A 17,263-nucleotide genomic window follows, 5' to 3' on the forward strand; every position below is an offset into this window, starting at 1 on the left:
AGGCCTGCTGCGCAGTCCAGCGGGAGCAAGCTCCCTCGCCACAGGTGCATCTGATTCTCAAAAACCGCTTTCCCTCATCAACACCGCCATCAAATGCGTCGCACCATCAGCCAGCAAGCTGCGTCGTTCCCCTTCGATTTTCAGATGACCCCGGGTTTCCCGCAGGCTCGGCAAGGGTTCGTCGAGTTGAATCAGCACCTGGAACAATGCCGCGCTGGGGATCAGCGCGTGTTCCGCCGAGGTGGTCGGCACCGGGCCGCCGAAGCGTGAGGAAAGCATGCGGTGCGACAGTTGGCTGGCGCGGGTGCTGCCGATCACCAGGACGCGGCCATTGAGCGGGGTGGTCTGGCCGTCCGGGTAAAAGCGCACGGGGTCACCGATGGCCATGCGGTGCACCTGATCCTGGGCGACATAGGCGTCCACCTGCCAGCTGCGCGGGTCGATCAACATGCCCAGGGATTCCTGGCGACCCACCCACTGACCGGGTTTCCAGTCCGGATTGACGTCCAGCCAGAGCCCGGCAAAGGGTGTTTGCAGGTTGAGCCGGGCGATCTCCGAGCGAGCGGCCCGGGCTTCTTCGAATTGCACGTTCAGGCGTTGGCGGGTGACGGCGTCTTCCTGCAAGCCACCGGGGTCGGCCAACAGGCCTGAAAGGCGCGCTTCATAACTGCGGGCATTGGCTTCGCTGCTTTGCAGGCGCGAGGCAATGTCCGGCTCGTCGAGCACGATCAGGGTTTCGCCGGCTTTGACGGGGCCTTCGGCATGAATGGATTGCAGGCGCGCCGGGTAGGGCGCATAGACGCGCAACTGGTGTTCGGCACGGGCTACGCCGACCGCGTCGATCTGGCTGTGCCAGGGGATCGCCAGCCCGGCGACCATCAGCGCCAGCACGCCGTAGAACACAAGTTTGCGCCGGCTTGGGATGCCGGCGCGCTGTTGCCACCAATGATTCAATTCGCGCACCACCGGCATGGCGATGAACCAGGACAATTCGACCATGAACAGGATGATCCCCAGCAGTTTGAAGAAGAACAGGTAGACCGCCAGGGCAATCCCCAGGAACAGTACCAGCCGATACAGCCAGGTGAAGATCGCGAACGTCACCAGCAGCCGGCGTTGCCCGGTCGGGAAGGCTTCCGGCCAGTCTTCCTGCAGGCCCAGCAGATTACGCCGCAGGGTGACCCGTGCCAGGGCCGATGCGCGCTCGTGCAGGTTGGGAAAGTCCAGCAGGTCAGAGAGGATGAAGTAGCCATCGAAACGCATGAACGGGCTGGCATTGAGCGCCAGTGACAGCAGCCAACTGGTGGTCGCCAGGTACAGCAGGGCATTGCGCAGCGCGCCTGGATCACACAACGCCCAGCCCAGGGTCGACAATCCGGCCAGGGACAACTCGGTGACGATACCCGCCGAGGCAATCGCCAGGCGCTGGCGCGAGCGACTGAGCTTCCAGCTCTCGCCCGTGTCGGTGTAGAGCATCGGCCACAACACCACGAAGGCGATGCCCATGTGGCCGACCCGCAAACCCAGGCGTGTCGCCACCAGTGCGTGCCCCAGCTCATGCAGGGTCTTGGCGACGATCAGCGCCAGGGCGAAGCTGAACAGGCCTTCGGTGGAAAACGACTCGACCACGGCGTGGGTAAAGACATCCCATTGCTGCAGGACCAGAATCACCCCCCACAGGCTCAGGGCGAAGACCAGCAGGCCAGTGAGCGGGTGAAACAGCCAGCCCAGCGCACGGGCCAGGTGTTGCAACGGCTGTTGCGGACGCAGCAACGGAATGCGGAAGAACAGGTAATGGTGCAACCACCAGCGCCAGCTCAGCCAGCTGCCTGCCTCATCCTTGGCCTTGAGCCGTTCAAGCGCGGCGGGGGCGGCGCGCAGCAGTTGGTGCTGTTCAAGGAACTGACGGAAGTCGAGGACCTGTTCGACATCCGGTTTGAGCGCGGTGCCTTCAGCAATTTGTGCGCTGATCTGCCGGGGCGACTGACCCCAGCGCAGCAGGCATTCGAACTCCAGCCAGCCGATGCGGTAAAAACGGTTGATTACCGTGTCCTGGATTACCCAGGCCGGTTCGCCGTTGCTGCCGTTGGCGGCTTCGCTCAGGCGCAGGTCTTCGCGCAAGGGCGGCAGGGGCAAGTCAGCGGGATCGAGCATTACCAGCCACTCCACGCCCGCAGCGTCGCCAGGGGCCGGCGCAGCAAGTAGTAACCGAGCATCACCCGGCCGCCGTAGAGTTTGGCGGTGCCGTGCAGGCCCAGGCGCGCATGCTCCGGCGCACCTTCGATGCTTGCCAGCAGACGGTAGGCGACCACGCCTTCATCGCTGGGGCGCGCCTGGTAGCTGGTTTCGAGGATCTGGCCCTTGAGCGGGGTCAGCGGGTACGCCGTGAGAAACAGCGTGACTTGCGCCCCGGGCTCCAGGGCAATGGCATCGGCCACCGCCAACTGGATCAGCATGGCCGGTTGACTCGGGTCGGCCACTTGCATGATCCGTTCGCCGGTGACCACTGGTTTGCCCAGCCAGTCGTTGGGGTCGCTGAACACTGCCACGCCGCCGCGGGGTGAAAGGACTTTGGTGCGCTTGAGTTGGGCTTGCACCGCCGCCAGTTCGGCCCGGCGTTGCTGGGCTCGGCCCTGGAGCAGGGTCAGCTCGCTTTTGCTTTGTGGATTATCGAACGCCCGCTGGCTGGCTGCCTGCAACTCGGCATCGGCCACCGCCACTTCCTTGCCCAACACTTCGGCGCGGCTGCGCAAGGTGGTTTCGTCCAGGGAGAACAACGGCGCCCCGGTTTCCACCGGTTGGTTGGGGCGCACCTGGATCTGCTCGATCACGCCGTCGATGGGTGAACTGATGATTTGCGCCTGGCGCGACACGATCTCCGTCGGGGCCAGTGCGGTTTGCCTTACCGGCAGCAACAACAAGGCGCCGAGCACGATCAGGCCCAATAGCAGTTGCTTGCGGTTGGGGTGCCAGCGGCCGAGGCGCCGATGCCGGGTCAGTGCGGCCCAGCAGTAGCCCCAGGTGTTGGCCAGGCCTTTGAGGTGCTGCCACAACACGGCCGGCGGCTCCTGCTCCAGCAGCAACACCAACAGGCCCAGGCGTTGCCCTTCACGGTCCTGGACCGGAATGCACCAGAGGCCCGACGGCCACCATTCGCTCCAGCCTTCGACGACGTCCGGCGGCGGGGAGGTGGTGTCCGGTGTCAGCCACACCGGTTCGCCATCGGTCACCTGAGTGGCGATCCAGCGACTGGCCCGGCGCAGCCAGACCAGGTACGGCGAATCTTCACTGGGACGTGACAGCCCGGAAACGTTCAGCAGTTCCAGCGACGATTCCCGTTGGGCAAAGACCAGCGCCTGATGAAACGGCAGCAGCGGATACAGGTCGTTGGCCATGCTGAACGCCAGGGCGTTCAGCGAGTCGGCGGCCATTGCCTTGTCCCGCAGGGCGTCGAGTTCGAGCAGCAGGTGAGGGTGAGGCAGCGGCTCGTTCATGGTCATGGTTGGGCACTGTTTTGTGCGTCGTTTTGCAGCGCAGTGTCCTGGTTGAACCGCGCCGTGCCGCTCATGCCGGCCATCAGGTCGGGGTATTTCTGGTCGAGCCGGGCTTCGAGCTCGACCGTCTGGGCCACCGCATCGACCCGCGAGTTGATGGCGCTGACGTGGGCTGGGTAGGTCTTGCCGGTTTCATGAATGCTCACTTGTAGCGGCAAACCGGGCTTGAGGGTCTTGAGCAGGTTGGAAGGTACGTTGAGCCGGACTTTCAAGGTGCCGTCGCTGACCAGATCGAACAGCGGTGTACCGGCGGTGACGGTCTGGAACGGCTTGACGTAGACCTTGGCGATACGCCCGGAAAACGGCGCCAGCACCTGGCAGTAGCCGCTCTGGGCCACGCCCATGGCACGCGCGCCGTCGGCTTTCTGCACTTCGGTGTTGGCCATGGAGACTTCGATGTCGCCCACCGCGTTGAGTTGGCGCAGCTGTTTTTTCGCCTCCAGGTTCTGTTTGGCCATGGCCAGTTCGGCGGCCGCCACTTTACTGCGGGCCTCGGCTTCGTTGCAGTTGAAGCGGGCGAGCACTTCGGCTTTGGCGACATGCTCGCCGAAACCGGTTTTCATTTCGCCCAGGGTGCCGCTCATCTGGCTCGACAGGGTGGTTTCCAGTTCAGCGGCCAGCAACACGCGAATGGCACTGGCGCTATCGAGGGTGGGGGCCGACGGTGTGTCATCGGCGTTGACGGGCAGGATCAGACAGGCCAACAGCAGGGCCCCTATACGGGACTCAAGGGCGGTTTTGCGCATTCGGCATTCCTTGCTGGGTGATGAGCAGGCGTTGCTGCTCTTGTTCGTTCAATTTGCGCTGGATTTCCCGGGCCAGGGTCTTGACGTCGTGCTTGGAGATTTCATCTGGCAGGACGTCCAGCCCCACGGAGTTGTACAAACGCCCCCACGCTGCCTGGGCACTGGAGAACGCCGCTTCACGCTGGTAGCGCGAGAGCAGGTAGCGACCTTCGGAGCGGATCACTTCAAGCTCGGACCCCAGCGCGCCGGTTTTCGCCGCCTGGGCGTAGTCGAGCAGGCTGCGATCGACCCGCAGGCTGTCTTCTGTGAATTCCACTTCCTGACGCGCCAGTTGATAGCGCAAGGTGCCGACCCGCACCTGGGTCAGGATCGCCATGGACAGGGCCACCCGGCGAGCGTCGTCGGTTTCGCTCTGGGATTTTTGCGCGGCATTGAGCGACGGCAATTGCAGCAGGCGTATGAGGTTCATCGAGACTTGCAGCCCGGTGGCGTTCCAGTCGTTGTTGTAGAGGAACTTGTTGGTGTCGTACCGGTAGCCGAAATCCGCGGTGACGTTCGGCCACAACTGGGCCTTGGCAATGTCCAGGTCCTTCTGGTTGACCCGCTTGCGATACCACTCTTCCATGATTTCCGGGCGGTGTTCCAGGGACAGTTGCTCCAGCTGCGCCATGCTTTGATGCACTTGCGGCAACGGTGGGTCCTGCATGTCGGCCAGGATCATTTTCGAGCCCGGCGGCAACGACATCAGCGCGGCGAGTTCGGCCTGGGCGAATTCCAGGTCCTGGCGGCGTACGGTCAGCAGGTAGATGGAGTCGAGCAGGGCGCGCTGGTAGGCGAGGATTTCCTGGCGTGGCAACAAGCCACGTGATTCGGCTTCCCGGGCGGAGGTCAGCGCGGTGTGGGTGCGCATCAGCAGCTTGTCCACTTCGGGCATCAGCCGTTGCGCGCCGAGGGCACGCCAGTAGGCATTGCGCACATCCTGCAGGACGTTTTGCGCGACCTTGCGCCGACGCTCCTCGGCCATGAGGATCTGATCGGACTTTTGCTGGGTGCGGTAATAGGCCACGCCGAAATCCAGCAGGCTCCAGCTCAGGCCCAGGCCATACAGCTCGCGATAGCGCTCTTCGGAGGTCGACGCGCGCAAGCTGACCTGGCGGTCTTCGATACCGATGGAGGTACCTCCGGAATCATTGTTTCGCCCGGCATAACCGGCCGAGGCCACCAGCCTGGGCAGCATCTCGTGGCTGGAAACATCGCGCAGGTCCGACGCCAGGGCGCTTTCCATGAGCTTGAGACGGTAGTCGAGGTTGTATTTCAACGCCCGGGCGGCCGCTTCATAAAAGGTGATGGGCGCGGTCACCTGTTCCTGGCCGGAATACATGCGCGCCTGATCGGCGAGGATGCGTTGCCGGTTCTCATCGTCGGTGGCGGGCTTGGGCTCCAGTGACGAACAGGCACTGAGCAGTAGTGCAGAAGCGAGGGCGGAACTGATGAACCTCGTCGCATGTTTCGGCATGTTCAATCCTTTGTGCTCTTTGAATTTATTTTGTTCGGTCACTTCAATTGCCCCGTTTGGTCGGGTGCAGACGCAGGGCGGCATTGCGCACCTGCGCGCTGAACCCCCGGGCCGGGCGCGGCTCCTGGGCTTTTTCGCCCTGGGCCGGACCGTGGGTCATGCCCGCAGGATCGACGACAAACAACGATGGATCAGGCAGCAGGCCATCGGCACTCAGGCCGACGCGGCCATGTCGTCCGAGAATCCAGGCCATTTCCAGCTCACTGTCGAGCCGGCTGTCGCGCACGGCTTCGGCGACGAATTGGCCGGGGACCAACCCCAGGCCATTGCCCAGCGAATCGCTGGTGAACTCGCCGCTGGAGCTGATGCGCAAGTTGCTGCCATCGGCGTTCCAGCTGGAGAGTTCATTCAACCGGGCGTTACGCTCGACTACCGGTGTCACGAAGATCGCAGGCACCGGATCGGGGATCAGCAGGCTGCTGCTCTGTCGGTCGGGGTCTCGATCGAAATGATTGCCTTCCGGTGCCGGGATGAAGGGTGTGGCTATGTCCAGAATGATCACCAGTTCCGCCTGATCGCTGGCTCCGCTCAGATCATTGATGGTGTAGGTAAAGACATCACGAAGCACTTGCCCAAGACCAGCGGCTGCCAACACTTGTGGATTGCTCTGGTCGATGGTGTAGGTGTAACTGCCATCGGCGTTGAGCACGAGGGTGCCGTACAGACCGAGGATCGGCTGGCCGATCACGCCCGCCGTGCCTGTGCCGTTCTCGGCACCGGTGCGTATCGCCACCACTTGCAGGTGATCGTTGCCATCGACGTCGCTGTCGTTGGGCAAAACATTGCCAGTCGCTTGCGGTGCCGGGGTTTCGTCGCTGGCAACCGCGCTGTCGTTTTGCGCCACCGGGTTGTCGTCGGCCCCCTGTATGACCACGGTCAGGCGCGCATCCGAAGTGACCCCGGCGGTGTCGGTCATGCGGTAGGTGAAAGTTTCGCTGAGGGTTTCGCCCGCCGTGCGCAAGGCCTGCACCAGCGGATTGCTGTTGTCGATCAGGTAGGTGTAGCTGCCGTTGGCGTTGATGATCATTTGCCCGTAGCGTCCGGCCAGCACTTGCCCTGCGCTGGCGGACTGGCCGTTTTCGCCGGTAACACTCAGCACCTGTCTGCTTTCGCCATTGGCCACGCCATCGACATCGCTGTCGTTGGCCAGCACGTTGCCCGTGGCGTTGCTGCCTGGCGTGCCATTGGCCACGCCGCCCGCTTCGACGGCGACAGAGTTGTCGTCCCGGGCAATCGGGTTGTCGTTGCGGCCATCGACGGTGATGCGCAATTCGGCCTGGCTGCTGGCACCGAAGACGTCGGACAGGGTGTAGCTGAAGACGTCTGTCAGGGTCTGGCCGCTTTGACGCAGGGCCTGGACCACCGCGAGGCTGTTGTCGACGGTGTAGGTGTAGCTGCCGTCGGCATTGATCACCAGGTCACCATAAAGCCCGCGCAGCACAGTACCCAGGGTGCCGCCGGTGCCGGTGTCGGCAAGCCCGCCGGTGCGGATCGCCGATACGTTGAGGGCATCGCTTTCGGCATCGGTGTCATTGCCGAGCACATTGCCCGTGGGGTCGATGCCGCTCTGGCTGTTGTTGAGGCCACCGGCTTCGACAGCCGTCGATGCATCACCGCCGGCCACCGGTGCCGAGTTGCGCCCGCGGATGATGATGTGAATTTCCGCCAGATCGCTTTGCCCGCCAAGGTCGGTGACCTGATAGGTGAAGCGTTCATTGAGAAATTGCAGCGGTCCCAGCGCCAGTACCGTGGGGTTGCTGGAGTCGACGACATAGGTGTAATTGCCGTCGGCACCGATGATCAGTTGTCCGTAGAGTCCGTTGATCAAGGTGCCGTTGGTGTTGTCGGTGCCTGGATCGACGGCGTCCAGGGTGCCGCCCGCCGCTTCAGTGCCGAAGCGGATGCCGGTGATTTGCAGGCTGTCGCCCTGATCGATATCGGTGTCGTTGGGCAACACGTTGCGGGTCGGGTTGATGCTGTTGCCATTGCCGTCATCGGCGACGGCGAGTGCCACGTCGTTGCTCGCCACCGGGGCATCCCAGGCGCCGTCGATGCGGATGTTGAGTTGGGCGACATCGGTGGCGCCGGCAGTGTCGCGCATCCGGTAGGTGAAGGTTTCCACCAGCGAATCGCCGACCTTCAGTGCCTGGACTGCGGCCAGGTTGTTGTTGATCACATAACTGTAGGTACCATCGGCGTTGATGGTCAGGGTGCCATACAGACCATTGAGGGTTTGTGTGGTGCCGACCGTGGTGAAGGTTCCAGCGGCGGTTTTTTCGCCACCCCGGACATCCGTGACGGTCTTGCTGTCGTTGGCGTCGACGTCGCGGTCATTGGCCAGCACGTTACCGGCAGGGTTCAGCCCAGGAGTGGCGTTGGCGGTGCCGCCAGCCTCGACGGCCACCGTGCTGTCGTCCGCCGCCCGCGGGTTGTCGTTGGCGCCACGGATGATGATGGTCAGCGTGGCCGTATTGCTGGCACCGAAGAGATCGCGGACCTGATAGGTGAAGGTTTCTGTCAGCACATCAAGCGGCGTGCGCAGGGCCTGGACCCGCAGGTTGTTGTTGTCGACCAGGTAACTGAAGGTCCCGTCGCCGTTCAATGTCAGGGTGCCGAACTTGCCGACCAGCCCGCTGCCGAGCACGCCGATGGAAGTCCCCTCGTTGAATCCGGTCACGCTGAGCCTTTCGGTATTGCCGTCGACGTCGGTGTCATTGAGCAGCACGTTACCGGAAGGGTTGGTTCCCTGGGTGCCGTTGTTCAGCCCGCCCGCTTCGAAGGCGATGCTGATGTCGTTGCGCGGAAGCGGCGTGTCGTCGCGACCGCGAATGTCGATGTTCAAGGTCGCGCGATCTTCGGCGCCACTGGCATCGATCACGGTGTAGCTGAAGGCATCCACCAGCCTTTCGCCGAACCGCAATGCCTGGACCTCGGCCATGTTGTTGTCGAGCCGATAGCTATAACTGCCGTCGGCATTGAGGGTCAGCCAGCCATAAGTGCCGCGCAGTTCGCTGCCCAGGGCGCCGGCTGTGCCGGTGGCGGCTTCGTTGCCGGTGCGCACCGAGGACACGGCGCGGGTCTCGCCATAGTCGTGGGCGGGCAGGTCGGCGGGCACCTCGCCACCGTCGACGTCGGTGTCGTTGTCCAGCACATTGCCGATCGGGTCCTGGCCGGGCTGATTGTTATTGGTGCCACCGGATTCAATGGCGATGGAGGTGTCATCGGTGGCGACGGGGTCGTCGTTCTGGCCACGGATCAGCACGATGATTTCCGCCGAGTCGGTTTCCGGCGTGGGGGCGACGTTGTCGCTGACGGTGTAGGTGAAGCGCTCCAGCAGCAGATCGCTGCCACGGCGCAACGCCTGGACATCCGCATTGGCATTGTCGAGCGCGTAGCTGTAGCTGCCGTTTGGAAAAATCGTCAGCGTTCCGTACAGGCCAACAATCACCGTGCCGCCGGCATTGACGGCGATTGGCGTGCCGGTACCAGCCTCTTCACCGGGCTTGATCAAGATCACTGTCAACGGGTCGCCATCGGGGTCGAAGTCATTGGCCGTGGCGTCGCCGGACGGATCTCGGCCGGCGGTGCCGTTGGCAATGCCGCCTTTTTCAGTGGCAATGGCAATCACGTTTTGCGATACGGGTGGATCGTTGACTCCGTGCACGGTGATGACCAGTTGCGCAGTGTCGGTCAGCCCATTGGTATCGGTGATCCGGTAGGTGAAGAACTCGGTCAGGGTCTGTCCCGCGGCGAGCGCCTGCACAGCGGCATTGGTACTGTCGACATCGTAGAAGTACGAGCCATCGGCGCCGATGCGCAAGGTGCCGAACAGGCCGGTCACCACCGTGCCGTCGGCTGAGGTAGTGCCCGTGGCGACGCCACTCAGGACATCGGTGGCCGGGTTGTAAGTCGCTTCGCTTTTATTGATCACCCCATTGACCAGCAACTGGCTGTTGGGTTGGTCCACCGCGTCGACGTCACGATCGATACCGTTATCGACAAGTCCGGGGCGGCTCGGGAACTGGACGACGTTGCCACTCGGGTTGCTTTCGCTGGCATTGTTGTTGGTGGAAGCCGCTTGCGCCTCTGCCTGGTCATCACTGGCCACCGGGTTGTCATTGGCCCCTTGCACCACGATGCGCAACTGCGCCACGTCGTCGAGCCCGCCGGTATCGGTGACCCGGTAGCTGAAGAAATCAACCAGTTGCTCACCGGCGCTCAGGCGCTGAACCCTGGTGTTGTTGTTATCGACCACGTAGCGATAAGTGCCATCGGGGTTGATGGTCAGGGTGCCGTACAGGCCGACGACGCTGGTGGCGGCGGTAACAGGCGTGAAATTGGCTGCAATGATCTCCGGGACCGGACGGATGCCGGTCACGGTCCTGGTTTCGCCATTGGCGGTGCTGTCCACATCGGTGTCATTGGTCAACACATTGCCGACCGCGTCGCTGCCCGGGGTGGTGTTGAACACGCCTCCGGCTTCGACGGCAACGCTATTGTCATTGACGCCCACAGGCGTGTCGTTGGCCCCCTCGATGGTCACGGTCAGGGTGGCAGTAGCGGTGGCACCGGCCAGGTCACTGGCAACGTAATCGAAACGATCGGTCAGGGTCTGGCCCGACAGGCGCAGGGCCTGTACGGCGGCATTGTTGTTATCGACGATGTATTCGTAGGAGCCATTGCTGCCGACCAGCAACTGTCCGAACTGGCCGTTGATCACCACCACACCGACGACCGGCGTCTGAATGCCGGCGCCCGGGCCGACCGACAGCACGTGCAACCGGTCGGCATTGGTGGGGATATCGACATCGGTATCGTTGACCAGCAGATTGCCCCGCGGGTCGACCCCAATAGCCGTGTTGTTGGTGCCGCCCGCTTCAATGGCGGTGGCGCTGTCATCGACCGCAATCGGTGGGTCGTTGACCGGGGCGAGGATGATTTGCAGGGTGTCGGTGTCGCTCAGGGCATCGGCAGATGTGCCGGGCAGGCCAGAGCCATTGGCATCGCCATAATTGCCCTGGTCGTTACTGACCACGGTCAGGGTGTCGGTGCCGTTGAAGTTCAGGTTACCCAGATAGCGCAGGCTGGCCAGTGCCGTGTTGAGGTCGGCGAGGGTACCGGTCAGGGACAGGGTGGCGGTATTGGCCCCGGTGACCGTCACGCCAGGAACGGTTGCACCGAGGGACAAGGTGCCGTTGAGCACACTCAAGGTCACGATCAGGTTGCGGCTGGCGACATTCGGGTCGCGGTTGGCGTCGACGTCGGCGACGCTGATGCCGCCGATGCTCAGCAGCACATCCTCCTGGCCGTTCTGGGTGCCGGGCAGGGTGTTGACCGGTGCATCGTTCTGTTCGACGTAACCGGCGTTGGCCGCCTGTGTCGCGGCATCGCCCAGGGTGATGGTGACCTGCCCGAGCGTGCCAGCATCGGTGTCGACCCGCACGCGCAAATCCCCCAGCGGCTGCGGATAGCTGACCAGTCCGGCCGGAACGTCAATGCGGAAAACGCCCAGGGGCAGCACGCCAAAGTGGTACTGGCCGTTGGCGTCGGTGACCGTGGTGAAAGTCAGGTTGTCGGCCGTAGTACCGAGCTGACCGTCGGCGCCGGCCCAGGTCAGGGTGACGGTCTGCCCGGCCAGACCGGCGCCGTCGGGCGTGGCGCTGGCGGTCGGCGAGGCAGTGTCGTTCCACAGGGTGCCGGTGATGACGCCGAGCCCGGCATTGTCGCGCAGGATGTACTGGTTCGGGCCGACGGTGCTGCCGGTGCGTTCACCGTTCGCCGTGCCGTCGATGCCGACAAAGTTGCCGCCCCAACTGGTGAAGTCTTCCGGCAGGCTGCTCCAGGTCAGGGTGGCGTTGCTGCTGGCGACAATCGAGGCATTGGGCAGGGTGACCTGATAGCGCACCTGAATCTGTGCGCCCACGTCCAGTTGATCGAAGTTGACACTCAAACCGCCGGTGGTGCTGAAGCTCACGCCGGCAGGCAGGTTGCCGGGGCCGGGGCCGAAAGTGGTGCCGTTGAGGGTGACGCTGAGCAAGGTGTAGTTGCTGCCACCGGCAAAGCTGTCGCTGACTTGCGTATCGAATGCCGGCAGGCCGCCGTTCTGAGTGAAACTCAGCTGCACCGTGGCGCTGCCGGTGGTGCCGCTCGGGTTGGGGTCGAACGCGACGATCTGTTTGTCCAGGCCGCTGAAGCTCGGCTCGACGATGCGTTCGAAAACCGTGTCGCTGTTGGCACGGCCCGCGCCGTTGACGATTTCGTGGGCCGAGACCGCCAGTTGAGCGCCGCTGATGTTACTGGCGGTGTTGCTGACCCGCACGTTGAACTCGATGGCGATGCCTTCCAGATCGTCGTCGTCGGCGCTGTTGACCACGTTGCCAAGGTTGAAGGTCACGACCTGGCTGCCGTCGGGATTGGTCACGACGGTCAGCCGGCTTGGGTCGAACACGCCGTTGGGCGCCAGCCCTGACAGGTCGGGAGTGATCGGCAAGGCTTGGGGACTGTTCTCGTTACCGTTGACGTTGAGTGTGCCGCCGACGATCAGGTTGGCATCGCTGGTCAGCCCGCCGTTGGAGATGAAGGCAATGCGCAACGCATTCACCAGGGCGTCCGGTGAAATGAACTGCAAGCCGTTGGCCAGGGTGATCTGGATCTGATAATTGGGGTTGTTGCCCTCGGGTACCAGTACCACTACCCGGTAGCGAATCACTTCGCCGATGGTCACCTGTTCCACAGCGGTAGTGGTCGGGCTCGGTGCCGCAGTGTCGGGCAAACCGCCGACCCGGGAGATTTCAATGGACTGTGCCACGGGCACCAGCAAGGTCGAAGCATTGCGGTAGTCGTTGAGCGTGCCGCCGTTGATCAGGCCATTGACCCCTGTGCGCTCGTCACCCTGGGTGCCATCCAGGCTGGTCCATTGCACCGTTGCCACGTTGGCGAAGTTGGACGTGGCCGCCGCCGTGGCATTGACCACGCCGGTCACCTGCAAGACGATGCTGCCACCCTTGGCAATGTCGATGTTGGCGCCGTTGGCGGTGCGCAACTGGCCGCCAACGATCTCGAAACCCACGCCGCCGTTGTTGGTGGCGCCGTTCTGGTACAGCACGCCAACCAGCGTGATGTTGCTGAGCTGGGTCGGCAGGTTATCGAGGAAGCTGATGTCGAAGGCAGTGAAGTCGCTGGCAGCGTTACCGTTGCTGATGGTGATCGTGAAGCTGACGGTGTCGCCCTGGTCATAGCCGCCGTTGCCGGTGGTTGTCGTCAGTGCCTGGCTTATCTGCAGGGTGGGTTCACGCACGATCACCGTAGGTCGGCCGCCGGTGACTGCGACTGTGCGATCCACCGCGACATTGCCGTTGGCGGTGTTGCTGTCCGGGTCGCTGTAGATCAATTGCGCGTTGTTTTGCCGGGACACGTTGGCCTGGTTGCCGATGACGTTGTTGGCCACCAGTTGCAGACGTATCACGAAGGTGTTGTTGCCGGTCTGGTTGTCGGCCGACACGCTGGACACGCTGAAGGTCCAGCGCGCATCCACACCATCGTTACCCACTGTGCCGCCCTGTCCACCAAAACCACTGACCAGCACGCTGCCGGCGAAGTCCGCTCCCAGGGCGCCACTGCCGGCGCGGGTGGTGATGATCTGGTAACCCAGGCCGCCGTTGAACGAGGTGTCCAGGCGCATGCCCGGCGGGATCAGGTCGTCGATGCGCAGGTTTTGCGTGCTGCCTTCGGGCAGGGTGATCACGATGTCGTAGCGCATGCTTTCGCCGATCACCAGGTCGCTGCCGGTGGTGTGGCTGGCGCTGGAGTCGCCATTGTCCAGCGTGCCATCGGCATACACTTTGCGAATGACCGGCGCGGCGACTTGCTGGTTGGCGAGGTCGGTCAGGTCGGCCGGCGTGAAATCGGTGCCGCCGTTGACGCTGGCATAGTTGCTCAAGGTGGCGGTGGATTGCAGGGTACGACTGGCCTCGATGGTGTTGCTGACCGCCACGTCGTAGCTGATCACCACCAGATTGGCGCCGCTGGTGTCGGCGGCGGTGCCGCTGCGTCCGGCGAGGAGTGTGGCCTGGCCGCCAGCGTCAAGGAAGGTGATCTGGTTGCCGCTCACGCTGTAGTCGGTGCCCAGCACCAGCAGCGTGCCGTCGCCTCGATAAATCTGCAGGTTCGCTGCCGCCAGGCTGCCGCCGACGAAGCTCAATCCGGTCGGCAGGGTGATGCTGGTGCTGACATCGAAAGCGCCGCCACCGCCGCTGTTTTCAATGGCGGTGACCAGGCGCAGCCGATCGCCGCCGTCGATGTTGACGATATTGCCGTCTACGGCTGCCAGGCTGGTGACGCTGCCATTGAAGGGCACTCCGGTGCTGCCCGGCGGGTTCCAGCTGCCGGTGGTGTTGCTGACGGTGCCGTTGGTGCCGGATACCACGCCGTGTTTGATATTCAGCACCGGCTCGGCGACGGACACGATCACCGCGACGTTGGAGGAAATCAGCGTACGGTCGGTGAGGGTGGTTTGCTGGCTCGATTGCGCCAGTACGTCCAGCGAGCGCTGGTCGGCAAAGGGCTGGTCGCCCACGCGCACGGTAAAGCGGATGACGATGCGGCTGCCGGTGGTGTCGGCCGTGGTGAAGCTGCCGAAATCGAAGACCACCGAGTTGCCGTTGGCACTGGTGACGCTGACCACGCCGCCGGCATTGGTGTTGCCGGGACCGATTTGCCATTGGCCAACATCGCTGCCCGTGGCCCAGGTCACGCCACCCACGTTGAACAATGGCAATGGCAGATAGGCCGTGAGCTTGAATTGTTCGTAATCACCGGTGACCAGGTCGTAGCTGAGCTGGAACGTCACTTCATCGCCAGGGCGCAGTTCACCGCTGGCCGGCGGGGTGCCGTTATTGACCTCGACCAGGCTGATATCGACGACGCTGGTAGGGATCACGCTGGTGGTCGCCGAACCATCGGTTTCGCCCTGGCCGGTGAGGTTGAGAGGGTCTTGCAACAGGGTGCCATCGACCACCGCACTGTTACCCAGTTCGTCGCCTTCGTTGATTTCCGGCTGCGGGTTGCCGGAAGGCGGTTTGTAGGTCTGGCCGACGATCGCCGAATAGCTGAGCACCGCCAGCATGGCGCCCTGAAGCTGCTGGTCGAAGGCCAGGTCGCCATTGAGCCAGCCCCGCTGGGCAAACGAATTACGCAACGACTGGGCAATGTCGAACACCATCGATGTGCTGCCGTCGGTATTGTTGACGACGGTGGTGACCAGGGTAATGGTCTGCGTGACGCCGTTGATGGTGACGGTCATGGCCGGGGTGCCGGTCAGTGTCTGGCCGTCACTGAGCTGATCGCGAATGATCAGCTGACCTGCGTTGAAGGCGTCTTTGCCGAAGGCGAAGTAGTCGGAGACGGCCAGGTTCAGGTTGTACTGCAAGGTGTCGCCGGGGGTGATGCCGGTGTGGCCGATATCCGTCTGCACGGTGACGGTCTTGAGCAGCGTGATCGATTTGGCGATGAACTGCGTGGTGACGCCGGTGCCGCTGAAATCGATGGTGGTGTTCGGCGCGGTGAGGTCCCGTGGGTCAAGCGGTACCCATTGGCCGGAAGCACTGGGCGCGTCAAGGGTGATGGTCACGTCGTCGCCGGTTACCGGGTTGATGATCGGCAGGCCGTTGGCATCGACTTCCGGCACGTAGAATGCGACCACGGTATCGGTCTTGCCCGCAAGGCTGGCATAGGTCACGGAAAACGAGCTGAGGTACACGTCGTCGGCGGCGATCAGCACGGCGATTTGCGCCGCGTTGGTGACCACCGTGCCATCGTGCAGGGTGATGGAGGTCACTCGGCCACCGGGGCCGGAGGTAATGGCGGTGACTTGCACATTGTCCGGCAACGGCTGGGTCACCACGACGTTGGACAGCGTCTGGCCTGGGGCCGGGGTCACGGATAGGGTCAATGTACGACCATAGTTGGGGCCGGTCGCGGTTTCACCCTCCGGGGTGCTCAGGATTTCATCGAAGGTGATGACCGTCGGATGCACCACAAACGCGGCGGTACCGGCCTGAATCAGGCTGGGATCGTTGGTCGGGTTGTCCAGGGCGTCGTTACCGAACTCAAAGCCGCCGCTGGTGCGGATGGTCAGGTCCGGGGTGCCATTGGAAAAACTGGTGTCGGCCAGGTTGCTGAGGCTGGCGTTGATCTGTACCGGGATGACGGGTTGCCCATTGGTGACGCTGGCAAAGGGCAGCTCAATGACCACCAGGGTGTCGCCCGCGCGCATGCCGTAGGTCGACGCGTTGATGACAAGGAAGTTGCCGTTGGCGTCTTTGGCCAATGGGTGGGTGGCGTTGCCCGACGCATCGAACGTCACCAGGTGGCTGACCAGGTTTTGCCCCAGGTAACTGGCGGAGATGAAATTAACGCCGTCATTACCGTCCCGGCCGGTGGTCGGTAGCGCCAGGTTGATGAAGGGGGCAAAACCGGTCTGGGTGGAGGTGTTGCTGAAGTTCACGGTGAACGAGAACGTGTCACCCAGCAAAACATTGCTGCCGGCGACGGGCAGGCTCGCGGTCGGTGCTGCATCGGCCAGCAAGCCGTCGAAACTGGCCATGGCGGCGCTGCTGATCGCAATGCTCTTGTCGATATCGCCGACTCTGGTTTCCAGCGTCCAGTCACCACCGGCCCGGGTGCTCCCGGTGTCATTGCTGGAGGCGGCCACATCGGCGCCGGTCCAGCGGGCCAGCTCGGTGACCAGGGTTTTGCCGGCCATGCCCGCGCCGATGTCGCAACCATAGAGCTGGATATCCGCGCCCTGGATCAGGTTGTTGCGCCATTGTCCGAGGGTCTGGCTGAGTTGGTCGACGTTGTCCGAGGTGATGGTGCGATTGCCCAGGGTAAATTGCCCGGCGGCGCCGTGGGACATGACCTGGATCGAATCGACTTTGCCCAGTTGCGCCAGCGCCGCGGAGATCGCCGCCAGGCCATCCTCACCGGCGTTGACCACTATGGCGGTGACGTTGCCCGGCAATTGGGCCAGCAGTTGATCGCGGTTTTCGATACGGCTGTCGAGCACCAGCAGGCTACGCGCCGCCGATGGCGCCTGCTCGGTGGCGGCACGGCCTTCGGTCGGGGTCGCATGAGGGACGGGGGCGTCAACCGCCGCATGCGTGGCGGTCGGGTCCGTATGCGGCTGATCGGCTGCCGCCGAAGCGGCCGCACCGTCGAAAAGAATCCTTGGTTCCAGCGCAAGCGCCTGGCGTTGCGGACGCAAATGGGAGCCGAAACGTGGATGCCCTGACCCTTGCATAGTGAGGCCCTCTGCCTACGCGGTTAACATTCCATTGATACCAAGCCCACTACTGGACTCATGGAGCGTAGGACGTTTCTGTAGCTTT

The 17,263-nt window shown here is 63.4% G+C and carries 5 protein-coding genes; all 5 read right to left on the reverse strand.

Translation table 11 applies throughout. The annotated features are described in order from the left end of the window. Positions 1-57 precede the first annotated feature (57 nt). The 5 genes from AC3IX1_RS13335 to AC3IX1_RS13355 are packed head-to-tail and all read right to left on the reverse strand — an operon-like array spanning position 58 to position 17,175. Entirely contained in the window at positions 58-2,154 is a 2,097-nt protein-coding gene (locus AC3IX1_RS13335) for a site-2 protease family protein (protein WP_489388558.1), read from the reverse strand. Next, positions 2,154-3,500 (reverse strand): efflux RND transporter periplasmic adaptor subunit, encoded by a 1,347-nt coding sequence (locus AC3IX1_RS13340; protein ID WP_489388559.1) that lies wholly within the window; start codon positions 3,498-3,500, stop codon positions 2,154-2,156. Before AC3IX1_RS13340 ends, AC3IX1_RS13335 begins: the two co-directional genes overlap by 1 nt. After that, positions 3,497-4,300 carry an efflux RND transporter periplasmic adaptor subunit gene (locus AC3IX1_RS13345; RefSeq protein ID WP_489388560.1) on the reverse strand — a complete coding sequence of 268 codons (804 nt, stop codon included), beginning with the start codon at positions 4,298-4,300 and terminating at the stop codon, positions 3,497-3,499. Before AC3IX1_RS13345 ends, AC3IX1_RS13340 begins: the two co-directional genes overlap by 4 nt. Continuing rightward, positions 4,281-5,816 (reverse strand): TolC family protein, encoded by a 1,536-nt coding sequence (locus AC3IX1_RS13350; RefSeq protein WP_489388561.1) that lies wholly within the window; start codon positions 5,814-5,816, stop codon positions 4,281-4,283. The genes AC3IX1_RS13345 and AC3IX1_RS13350 overlap by 20 nt, the downstream gene beginning before the upstream one ends. Before the next feature lie 43 nt (positions 5,817-5,859). Beyond that, on the reverse strand, positions 5,860-17,175 hold the full coding sequence (locus AC3IX1_RS13355; RefSeq protein WP_489388562.1) for a cadherin-like domain-containing protein: 11,316 nt from the start codon (positions 17,173-17,175) through the stop codon (positions 5,860-5,862). Between the last annotated feature and the right edge of the window lie 88 nt (positions 17,176-17,263).

The organism is Pseudomonas sp. KH_046_2, assembly GCF_057838985.1.

Coding starts and splice junctions, on each gene's coding strand:
- AC3IX1_RS13335 (WP_489388558.1), bottom strand. CDS start 2,154: ATGCTCGATCCCGCTGACTTGCCCCTGCCGCCCTTGCGCGAAGACCTG.
- AC3IX1_RS13340 (WP_489388559.1), bottom strand. CDS start 3,500: ATGACCATGAACGAGCCGCTGCCTCACCCTCACCTGCTGCTCGAACTC.
- AC3IX1_RS13345 (WP_489388560.1), bottom strand. CDS start 4,300: ATGCGCAAAACCGCCCTTGAGTCCCGTATAGGGGCCCTGCTGTTGGCC.
- AC3IX1_RS13350 (WP_489388561.1), bottom strand. CDS start 5,816: ATGCCGAAACATGCGACGAGGTTCATCAGTTCCGCCCTCGCTTCTGCA.
- AC3IX1_RS13355 (WP_489388562.1), bottom strand. CDS start 17,175: ATGCAAGGGTCAGGGCATCCACGTTTCGGCTCCCATTTGCGTCCGCAA.